The sequence below is a fragment of the Deltaproteobacteria bacterium GWC2_65_14 genome (assembly GCA_001797615.1).
In the GTDB taxonomy this organism is placed as follows: Bacteria; Desulfobacterota; Deferrimicrobia; order Deferrimicrobiales; family Deferrimicrobiaceae; genus GWC2-65-14.
On record MGPV01000045.1, the window covers coordinates 1 to 9,929 of the forward strand.

Consider the following 9,929-nt stretch of genomic DNA (forward strand, 5'->3'; position numbering starts at 1 on the left):
AATGGCGCGGCAGCATCACCAAGGCCGGCAATGCCCACGTGCGACGCGTCCTGGTGGAGGCCGCCTGGCACTACCGCCATTCGCCCCGAGGTACGGGGGAGGCGATCCGGAAACGACGGGAGGGACAACCCGCCGCGGTGATCGAGACGGCAAGAAAGGCGGAACTTCGGCTCTACAAGAAATTTACGCGAATGGTGATGCGTGGGAAGCGCTCCACCGTGGCCGCCACCGCCGTGGCGCGGGAATTGGTGGGGTTTGTCTGGGCGATCGGCCGGATCTAAGAAGACAAGAGGACCACGCCAAAGATCATGGAGCTTTTGCGGCGGACGCGGAGGTGCGGGGAACGAATGGAGAACCCTCGACAGCGTTATGCGGTGTGCCGAAAGGCCAAGACCCGCGTTGCTAGAGCGAGGCAGCTCCCGACGGATCATTGTCTTGCGGTCAAACCCGCGCATATCAGCATGATCATCGACGACATCGCCGCCCCCCGCCCCGCCGTGAAAGAAGGAGGTTGAGAAAACGACGGCCCGAAAAACCAGAGAGAAAAGACAAAGATCAAAAAATCGGTTGACCGGTCATTCCATATCAACGCTCGGGCTAAGCCGCGGGCGCTCAACGAGAAACAGGCGAGCCGTCAGCTTCAAGCCGTTGATGTTAGGCTTCACAACTCGTCATAATCATCGGACTTCACTTCTCGCACCTTCGCCATCGCGCGCTCGAACTTCCGACGGTTTCCACGCTTGGCGCGTTCCTCCAGATGCTCCACCGTCATCAGGGCCGACAGTTTTTCTGCCAGTGCCGTCGTAATGAGCTGGTTGATTGAAATGTCTTCCTTCTTGGCCAACTCCCGAACACTCTTGTGAAGCGATGCCGGGAGACGCAGACTAATCGTGCTCATGGCAAACCTCCTATCACTCGGAGAAACTTTTTGGGTGTTACGACACGAATACCGAACTGGTCTACCCCTGAAAAACCACGAACGTTATGTGTCACGATGAAATCACTCCCGGACTCCACGGCCAGTTCCAGTACATGATCGTCTTGGGGATCCTTGAGGAACGGGCGCCATAGAAAATGGACTTTTCGCCAAAGCCGTGTTTGTAGGGGTTGTTGGGGTTCTATTTGGAAGTCTATTTATATCAGGAGGATTTTCTGCAAGTCTGGAATCTGCATGAGTCCGCAGAGTTGGGGAGAGCGGGGTGAGGGGGGTTGGGGTGATGGGCGGTGGGGGAGCAGGGTATTGAGTGAGGTTATAGGCAGCGAAGGGCTTTGGCGCAGGACGTCCATCGGGCTTCGGACACAGCGACCGCCCCGGTTGAGGACGTGGGTGTAGATCATCGTGGTGCTGACGTCCCGGTGACCCAGCAGTTCCTGGATCGTCCGGATGTCGTATCCGTCTTCGAGGAGATGGGTCGCGAAATTATGCCGCAAGGTATGGCATGTGGCGTGCTTCTTGACGTCGGCCAGCCTTGCCGCTTCCTTCACGGCACGTTGAAGGACGGTTTCGTCGAGGTGGTGCCGATGCCGGGGCCCGGTTTCGGAATCCTTGTACTGCCGATGCGCCGGAAAAACCCATTGCCATCCCCAAGCGCGGTCTGCATCCGGGTACTTTCGGCCAAGCGCTTTCGGCGATTCCCTTCATATCCCTTCCTTCATGCAACATGAGGACCCAAAGCGCAGCCGTGCGGGTGAATCGCACGGCGAGCCATGAACGAAGCCCCCCTCCGACTTGTCCTCCGTAGCAGCGTGAGCAGCGAAGGAGGAGGCTGCGGAGCCGATACCGGCGGAGTCAGGGCTTCTTCCCGACGAAGATCCCCTTCTCGTCGGAGTAGGCGGCGACCCGTCCGTTCTCGACCCGGACCCGGAAATACTCCTTCGCCCGGGGGAAGGCGGTGAGGAACATCTCCTCCACCTGCTGACGGACTACCGGCGGCCGTCCGGTGCGGGCGACCCATTCGGGGAATGGGTGCTCCTTCCAGGCGGCGGAGACATGGGCGAGGGATAGACCGGCGTCCTGGAGAAAGGTCACCCACTCCTCGATCCGGTAGCTGCGCACGTGGGACGGGTCGCGGACCCGCTCGATCCCGTTCAGGAAGGCGTCCAGGGCCGGGTAGTCCGGGACCACGCTGTCGATGATCCCGACCAGTCCGCCCGGGATCGTGACGCGGACGATCTCCCGGATCGCGGCCCGGATATCCGGGAAGTGGTGGGGGGCGATCCGGCAGAGGACCCGGTCGAAGGCGCCGGTCCGGAAGGGGAGCTCCTGGGCGTCCGCCGCGGCGAACAGGAGGTTCCCGCAGCTCCGCTCGGCGGCCAGCCCCCGCGCTTCCCGGAGCATCTCGGGGGTGAGGTCGGAGGCGACCACCCGCCGGATCCGCCTGCAGAGATGGACCGCGGTGTGTCCCCCGCCGGTGGCCACGTCGAGCGCGATGAGGGAGGGGTGGAGCGCAAGCCGGGAGAGCAGGATCTCCCGGTCGTCGGCGTCGACATGGTCGGCGCTCTCCCGGTACCGCCTCGCCACGGGCCCGAACACTTCCCTGGCTTTCCGTGTCCCGGAGTCGTCCGTCATCCGATCCTCCCGCTGCAACCATATTCCGACGGGGGAGGAACGATTACAATGGAAAGCATGCCCGATCCGAAGACGGCCCTATCCCGCCTCTGCGCGGGCCCCTTCCCCGCCCTGGAGAATGCGCTGTTGTCCCGGATTCCGGCGGAGTTCGGCCGGGATCCGGGGACCGAGCATGTCCTGCTCGTCCCCTCCAACGAGCTTCGGGAGCACCTGCTGCGCCGGCTGGCCTCCCGGTGGGAGGGGAGCGCCGCGGGCGCCTCCATCCTGACGCTCTACGATTTCGCCCTGCGGCTCCTGAAGCACCGGGGGCTCTTCCTGGAGGAGCTTCCCCCGGCCCGGTACGCCGCCGCGCTGTCGGCGGCCGTCCGGGAGACCTACGGGGACGGCGGCGGCGACTTCACGGGGATCTCCACGACCCGGGGGTTTCTCCCCGCCCTTTCCCGGACGCTGAGCGACCTGGAGGAGGGGTGGGTCGGCGACGGGTCCCTCCGGGCCGGGCAGCGCAAGGCGCTTGCGGAGGGGAGGGCGGAGAAGGCGGCGCGCTGGGCCGAGTGGCGGAGGCTGGCCGCCGCGGTGGAGCGGAAGGTCCGCGCGCTGGGGGGAATGACCCGCCGCAGGATCTTCCAGGAGGCGGTCGCCGGGTTCGAGCAGCCGGGCTACCCCTTCCGCGTGACGCTCTACGGGTTCTACGACTTCACCCGCCTCCAGTGGACGCTCGTCGACGCGCTGCTCTCGAGCGGCCTGCTGGACGAGATCTACTTCCCGGGCACCTTTTCCGGGGACGGTGTTCTCGACCCCGCCTTCGCCTATGCCGCAAGGAGCTGGGACCGCCTGCTGCGCGCCTTCGAGGGGAACGTGACCCTCCTCGAGGATGCCGCCTCCCCCGATGTCCGGGCGGTGCGGGAGAATCTCTTTTCCCCGGGACCGCCCGCGGACCCCCCCGTGCCGGTCCCGTTTTCGATCCTTTCCGCCCCCCACGAGGAGGGGGAGATCCGGCTCGCGGCCCGCACGGTCCGCCGCTGGCTCGACGCCGACCCGGAGGGGGAGATCCTGCTGGTCTCCCGCCGCTTCGCGGAGGAGGCGGTCCCCATCTGGGAGCGAATCGCGGCCGAGTACGGGATCCGGGCGGCGGGGAGGCTGCACGTCCCGCTCGCATCGACTCCTCCCGTGCAGCTGCTGGTCCGGATGCTCGAGTCTGCGCAGGAGAATTTTCCCCGTCGGGCGGTGATCGAGATCCTCTCCTCCCCGTACCGGCGCAGGCGGGAAGAGGAAACCGGGCCGGCGCCGCGTCCGGACCTGTGGGAGGTCTGGACCCGGGAGCGGCTGGTGGTCGGCGGCGACGACTGGGAAACCCGCATGGCCGTCCCGGACCGCCGGGAGGAGGAAGAGGGGGAGGAGCGGGAGGAGCACCGGATCCAGATGGCCCTTCTCCGGGAGGAGGTCCGGTCGCTGCGGGAGATCCTCCGCCCGTACCACGAGGCGCGCGGGTACGCCGGGTTCGCGGCGGCGGTCCGCGACCTTCTGCTGGGGGAGTTCCGGATCCCGGACGACGGGACGGCGGAGGCCGAGCGGGATCGTCGCGCATGCTTAGCCCTGCTGGAGCTGCTCGGCGACATTGGGAGGATCCCGCCGGGCGAGGTCCCCTGGCCGCCTCCGGAAGGGGCGCTTCCCTGGTTTTTCACCCTGCTTTCCGAGCAGCGTCTCTTCCTCGGGGAGCGGGGAGGGATGCGCGTTCCCGGCGCGGTCGTCGCGGGGGATCTCCTCTCCCTGCGCGGGGTGACCGCCGACCGGATCCTCTTTCTCTCCGTGAACGAGGAGCTCGTTCCGGCGCAGCTCGAGGAGGATCCCCTCCTTCCCGACGAGGACCGGGAGGAGTTGAACCGCCTTCTGCGCCGCCCGGATCTGCCCGACGCCCTCTCCCTCCGGAGGAGGAACGCGGCCGAGGAGAAGCTGCTGTTCTCCCTGCCGTCCGCCTCGGCCCGGGAGGAGATCGCCCACGGTGTGCTGCGCGCCGACGCGTCGGGGAATGCCCGAAGACCCTCCCGTTATCTCCTGCTGCTGTTGTCCCGGTTCGCCGGTCCCGGCGTGTTCTCCGAAGGGTGGGCGAAACGGTCCGGCGCCCCCCTTCTCGAACTTCCCCGGTCCCCCCTGGCTGCGCTGGAGGGGCCCGCTCCCCTGAGCGGGAAGGAGAAGGCGCTGGCCCGATGGCGAAGCGGGCTCGCGCCCGAGGGCGATCCGGAGGGAATCCCGTGGCGCCGGATCGCGCCGGCCCTGGCCGCCCTCGCCGGAAGGGAACGGGGGCTCGCCCTCTTTCCGGACGCCTGGCGCCGGATTCCCCCTCCGGACGCCTTCAGCGCCTCCGCGCTGGACGAGCTGGCCGCCTGTCCCTACCGGTTCTTTCTGCACCGCATGGCCGGAATCGTCCCGGTCGAGGATCCCGAGGAGATCTTCTCCCTGACGCCGGCGGAGGAGGGGAGGATCCTGCACGACGTTCTCCGCAGCCTGGGCGAAGAGGCCGGGAGAGGGGGGGGATGGCCGGACCCGGGACCGGCTTCCGCCAAGGCCTTCTCCCGGTTCGCACGCGGGAATCCGACGGGGCTCCCCGGGCTCTACCGGATCCGGTGCCGGGAGATCGAGGCCGACGTCGGGTCGTTCGTCTCGTGGGAGCGGGGGAGGGCGGATTCATCCGGGGGAACCCGGGTCGAGGCGGTCGAGCGGCGGTTCGTGACGCCGGGCGGAGAGGGGCTGCCTCCCTTCCGCGGAAGGGTCGACCGGATCGACCGGGGGCCGCGGGGGGAGGCCGCGATCGTCGACTACAAGTACCGGGACGGGAAGAACGAAAAGATCCCGCTGGAGAGGATCCGGTGCGGCCTTTCCCACCAGATCCCGGTCTATCTGGAATTCGCGCGGACCCTTTCCCCCGACGTGAGGGCGACCCTCCTCTTCCTGAAGCGGGAGGTGCGCGAGGTGACGCTGGACGGCCCGGGGTGGGAGAAGGTCCGGGAGGAATGGGCCGGGACCCTCCGGGCATGGACGGAGCTGCTCTCCGAGGGGTATTTCCCCCCCCTTCCCCACCACCGGTTCTCCTTCGCCGGGAAGGCCCCTCCCCGGTATTGCGACTCCTGCCCCTACCGGGATCCCTGCCGCGTCTCCCCGGCGTTCACGGGGACCCGGCGGGAGGCCGAGGCGCTCGCCGGGCGGCTGGCGACCGATCCCGCCTTCCGCCGGGTCGCGCGGTTCCGGCCCCCGAGGGGGGAATAGGATGGACCTGGATCGGCTGCGGGCGGTCACGGAGTTCTCCCGCGACATGGCGCTGGACGCCTCCGCGGGGACGGGGAAGACGGCGACCCTCATCGCGAGGGTGACCAACCTCTTCCTGGCGAAACCGGACCTTTCGACCGACCGGGTCCTGCTGCTCACGTTCACCGACAAGGCGGCCGCCGAGATGCGGTCGCGGATCGTGGCGGGGTGGGAGCTCCTGCTGTCCGACTGCCGGTCGTCCGGGAGCCTGGAGGAGGCGGAAGGGAGGATCCGGGCCGCGCATCCTCTCCTGCGCCTTCCGGAAGGGGTGTACGGGACCCCGGAGGATCTTCTGCTGCGCGCGGGAGAGATGGCCGACGGGGTCGGGCGCCTTTCGGTCACGACCTTCCACTCCTTCTGCCGGCGCCTCCTGCTCTCCTTTCCCGCGGAGGCGGGGGTCGACCCCCGGTTCGAGGTGCTCGCCGACGCGGCCGCGGCGGACGCCTGGGACGACGCCTTCCGCCGGTTCCTCCGCTCCGAGTTCGGCCGCCCGGAGGCCGACCCGATGTGGGAACAGGTGCTCTCCCGCTCTCCCTCCCACGACGCGGTCTTCGGGATGATCCGGCGGCTCTGCCTGGACCACCGGGACCTGCTCCGGGAGGGCGCCCTCGACTTCGGGACGCCGGACGACCTCCTGGTCCACCTCCGGGCCCGGTTCGCCGCGCCGGTCGACTGGTTCCGGGCCTTCGTCGAGGGGATCGTCGACCGGGAGCACGAGATGGTGCCCGCCTTCGAGGAGGCGCTGCGGATCCTCTCCTCCGGGTGGGAGGCGGTGTCCCGGAACGATCTGTCCGCCGCCGTGTCCCTCTCCGCGGAGGGATCCCGTGCCTTCGGATTCCGGGCCGACCGGACGAAAAGCCGCAAGGGGTTCCCCCACCCCCCGGGGTTCACGCTGGCCTCCGCCCGGGACGAACTCAAGACCTTCTGGGAAGAGCTGTCGGAGGTTCCCGCCGGGGATGCGGCCGCCCGGTTCCTCGTGGCGCGCTCGATCCTTGCGCTGCGGGAGTACGAAAGGGCCAAGGCGGGCCGGATCGACTTCCTGGACCTGCTGCTCCGGGCGCACGGGCTGCTGTGCGGGAACCGCGCGGTGGCGCGCCGGGTCGCGGAGAGGTTCCTGCACATCTTCGTCGACGAGTTCCAGGACACCGACCCGCTCCAGGCCGGAGTGCTCGAGGCGCTTTCCTCCGCCGTCCCCTTCCCCGGCCGCCTTTTCGTGGTGGGGGACCCGAAGCAGTCGATCTACGGGTTCCGCAGGGCGGACATCCAGGTCTACAGGAGCTTTCGGGAATCGATGGTCGCCGGGGGAGGGGAGGCGGTCGCGCTCGGCCGCAACTTCCGGAGCCGCCCCGACCTGATCGCCGCCGTCAACGGGCTCTTCCGGGGCATTCTCGCGGGGCGGGAGGATTTCTCCCCGTCCTACCTGCCGGTCGCCGCCACCCGCGAGGATCCCGGGGAGGGCTCTCCGGCGACCCTGTTTTCCCTGGGGGAAGAGGTTCCCGAGCCGGAGTTTCTCTGCGCGCTGATCCGGAAGGCGGTCGACCGGGTGTCCGTCGGGGGAAATGCGGGGGAGCCGGAGCGGCCGGCCTCCTACCGCGACATCGGGGTGCTCTACCGGTCGGACCCCGGGGGGGCGCTGCTCGCCTCCTACCGGGCGGCCCTGGACCGGGCGGGGATCCCCTTCGTGGTTCCCTCCCGGAGGGGGTTCTACGCGAGGCAGGAGGTGCAGGATCTGCGGATGGCGCTCTCCGCGATCGATGCGCCGGCCGATCCGGCCGCCCGGTACGCGGCCCTGAAGACGATCTTCTTCGGGCTGTCCGACGAGGAGATCCTTCCAACGTTCACCGGGGGCGGCCTGCCCGGTTCCCCGCGCGTCGAGGATGCCCAGTCGCTGCTCGAGCGGCTCTCCGCACGCAGGGGAAGGGCCTCCCTTTCCACCCTGGTCGCGGAGCTGTACCGGGAGACCGGGGTGGAGTTTGTCGCGGCGCGCCTCCCCGAAGGGGAGAGGATCCTGCAGAATCTCGTCAAGGCGCGGGAGCTGGCCTTCGCGTTCGAATGGGGGGGGCGCGGATCCCTCAAGGGCTTTCTCGCCGAGATCCGCCGGAAGACCGACACCGAAACTCCGGAGCACGAGGTTCCCCCCTTCGAGGAGGGGGAGGACGCGGTCCGGATCTCCACGATCCACCTCTCCAAGGGGCTGGAGTTTCCGATCGTGATCCTGGCCAGCCTCTCGCGCGGGAGAAGGCGGCCGCCGGAGGGGCTGCGGGTGGACCGGGTCCGGGGGATCTCCGCGGTGATCTTCCCGGGAGTCCGGAGCTACTCGGCCTTCCGGCAGGTCCCCCTCGGAGGCGGGACGATCCCCTTCGAGCGGTGGGAGGCGATGAAGGAGGAAGCCGAGGAGAAGCGGCTTCTCTATGTGGCGGCCACCCGCGCGAAGGACCGGCTCTTCCTGGTGGAGGGGGCGACGGGGCGGGGGAGCGCGCTGCGGGATTCGCTGCATGCCGGGCTTTCCCGGGCGCGCTCCGGGGGGGAGGCGCGCTGCGCGGTCACCGGGCTCCCGGGAGAGCGGCTTCTCTTCCCCGCGGAGGATGCCCCGGACGGGCGGGAGGGGGAATTCCTCCGGGTGGAGGTGGCGTCTCCTCTTCCGGAGGAGCTCCCCGCCGAGGTCCCTCCCGAAAGGTCGTTCCCCGACGTGGAGCCGGTTTCCACCGGTCCGGAGACTCCCCTTCCGGTTTCCACGACGGTCACGCTCCGGGAGTTTTCCGACCGGGCGGCCGGAAGGCGGTTCGGGGAGAGGGTCCACCGGGCGCTCGAGGCCGCGCCTCCGGTCGTCTCCCCGTGGCCGCCGGCGGGCTGGCCGCCCTTTCCCCGGGAAGAGGGGGAGGAATCCCGGTGGGACGCGATCCGCGAGGCGATTCCGGCCTCCCGGCTCTACAGGGACCTTTGCCGCTCCGTCCCGGCGGGGACCGAGCTCCCGCTGCTCTCCTTCCGGGGCGGATGGTCGCGGGAGGAGCGGGCGGACCTGGTGGTGCGCTTCCCGGCGGGGACGGCTTCGGACGGGGATCGGGAGGGCCCGGAGTGCTGGGTGATCGACTACAAGACCGGGAGGCGGGAGGCGGCGGAGGAGGAGACATACAGGGAACAGGTCCGCGGGTATGCGGAGATCCTCTCCGCGGCGTGGAAGGTCACCGTCCGCGGGTTTGTCTGGTATATTGAGACGGGGGAATCCTTCGAAGTCTGAGAAGAAAACCTATATCACAGGAGGAATCGGACCATGACCCGGAAGCCGAGCGAAAGCGAACAGGAATATTTCGCCCGGATCGAGTACGAGCGGCGGAAGAAGCTGGAGCGGGAGAAACAGCAGGCCCTGGCGCAGGAAGAGAAGGAAACTCTTCGGGAGCTCCACTTCATGAAGTGCCCCAAATGCGGCATGGACCTGGTCGAGATCGACTACAAGAGCATCAAGGTGGACAAGTGCTCCGGGTGCGAGGGGGTCTGGCTCGACCCGGGGGAGCTGGAAGCGGTCGGCCGGATGGAGAAGTCGATGATCGGCCGGATCTTCGGCGGGTAAACGGCGGCTATCCGAGACGGATCAGGTAGATCAGCTTGTCGTCGCCCCGGTCGTAGTAGTCGGGGAGCTGCGCGGCGAGGGTGCAGCCGATCTTCTCGTAGAAGGTTCTCGTGCCGCCGTAGGATTCCTTCGAGGAGGTCTCGATGACGAGGAGGCGCCCTCCCCGCCGCCGGACCTCCTCCTCCACGAACCGGACGATCTTCCGGCCGTATCCCGTTCCCATCCGGTCGGTCCGCGTCGCCAGCCAGTAGAGATCCCAGGTGGCGGCGGTCATCGGGTTCTTCCCGAAGCAGGCGTAGGAGACGATGGTGCCGTCCTCCTCCACCAGGACGTAGGGGTGGTAGTCGTCCTGTTCCGGCCGGGTCAGGGCGGCGTCGACCAGCTCCATGGCGACGTCCACCTCGTGGGGCTTGAAGGCGTTCGTGTTCCCGATCAGCGCGCGGATCGCCTCGCGGTCGCTCTCCCGGATCGGCCGGATGGCGGCGTTCATCG

Annotated in this window: 6 protein-coding genes and 2 pseudogenes; 4 read left to right on the plus strand and 4 right to left on the minus strand. The window is 68.5% G+C overall.

Annotation, left to right across the window (positions count from 1 at the left end):
• Positions 1–281: pseudogene (locus A2X88_06390) on the plus strand (hypothetical protein).
• 380 nt (positions 282–661) lie between these two features.
• Here A2X88_06390 and A2X88_06395 read toward each other — a convergent pair.
• The 3 genes and pseudogenes from A2X88_06395 to A2X88_06405 all read right to left on the minus strand — a co-directional run bounded on the left by A2X88_06395 (position 662) and on the right by A2X88_06405 (position 2,569).
• Positions 662–898, minus strand: coding sequence for a CopG family transcriptional regulator (locus A2X88_06395; GenBank protein OGP33724.1), 237 nt, complete (start codon positions 896–898; stop codon positions 662–664).
• Between the two features lie 383 nt (positions 899–1,281).
• A pseudogene (locus tag A2X88_06400) lies at positions 1,282–1,629 on the minus strand (integrase).
• 160 nt (positions 1,630–1,789) lie between these two features.
• On the minus strand, positions 1,790–2,569 hold the full coding sequence (locus A2X88_06405; GenBank protein ID OGP33725.1) for a hypothetical protein: 780 nt from the start codon (positions 2,567–2,569) through the stop codon (positions 1,790–1,792).
• Positions 2,570–2,617: 48 nt separating this feature from the next.
• Between A2X88_06405 and A2X88_06410 the strand changes: the two genes are divergently transcribed.
• From A2X88_06410 to A2X88_06420, 3 genes are read left to right on the plus strand one after another with little or no spacing between them, the layout of a single operon-like run.
• Positions 2,618–5,830: a hypothetical protein gene (locus tag A2X88_06410; GenBank protein OGP33726.1), complete on the plus strand. Its 3,213-nt coding sequence runs from the start codon at positions 2,618–2,620 to the stop codon at positions 5,828–5,830.
• A 1-nt stretch (position 5,831) separates the two neighbouring features.
• On the plus strand, positions 5,832–9,107 hold the full coding sequence (locus A2X88_06415) for a hypothetical protein (GenBank protein OGP33727.1): 3,276 nt from the start codon (positions 5,832–5,834) through the stop codon (positions 9,105–9,107).
• Between the two features lie 33 nt (positions 9,108–9,140).
• Positions 9,141–9,437, plus strand: coding sequence for a hypothetical protein (locus A2X88_06420; GenBank protein OGP33728.1), 297 nt, complete (start codon positions 9,141–9,143; stop codon positions 9,435–9,437).
• Between the two features lie 7 nt (positions 9,438–9,444).
• On the opposite strand, the gene A2X88_06425 is transcribed toward A2X88_06420, so the two are convergent.
• On the minus strand, positions 9,445–9,927 hold the full coding sequence (locus A2X88_06425) for a hypothetical protein (protein ID OGP33729.1): 483 nt from the start codon (positions 9,925–9,927) through the stop codon (positions 9,445–9,447).
• Positions 9,928–9,929 lie beyond the last annotated feature (2 nt).

Coding starts and splice junctions, on each gene's coding strand:
- A2X88_06415 (OGP33727.1), top strand. CDS start 5,832: ATGGACCTGGATCGGCTGCGGGCGGTCACGGAGTTCTCCCGCGACATG.
- A2X88_06395 (OGP33724.1), bottom strand. CDS start 898: ATGAGCACGATTAGTCTGCGTCTCCCGGCATCGCTTCACAAGAGTGTT.
- A2X88_06410 (OGP33726.1), top strand. CDS start 2,618: ATGGAAAGCATGCCCGATCCGAAGACGGCCCTATCCCGCCTCTGCGCG.
- A2X88_06405 (OGP33725.1), bottom strand. CDS start 2,569: ATGACGGACGACTCCGGGACACGGAAAGCCAGGGAAGTGTTCGGGCCC.
- A2X88_06425 (OGP33729.1), bottom strand. CDS start 9,927: ATGAACGCCGCCATCCGGCCGATCCGGGAGAGCGACCGCGAGGCGATC.
- A2X88_06420 (OGP33728.1), top strand. CDS start 9,141: ATGACCCGGAAGCCGAGCGAAAGCGAACAGGAATATTTCGCCCGGATC.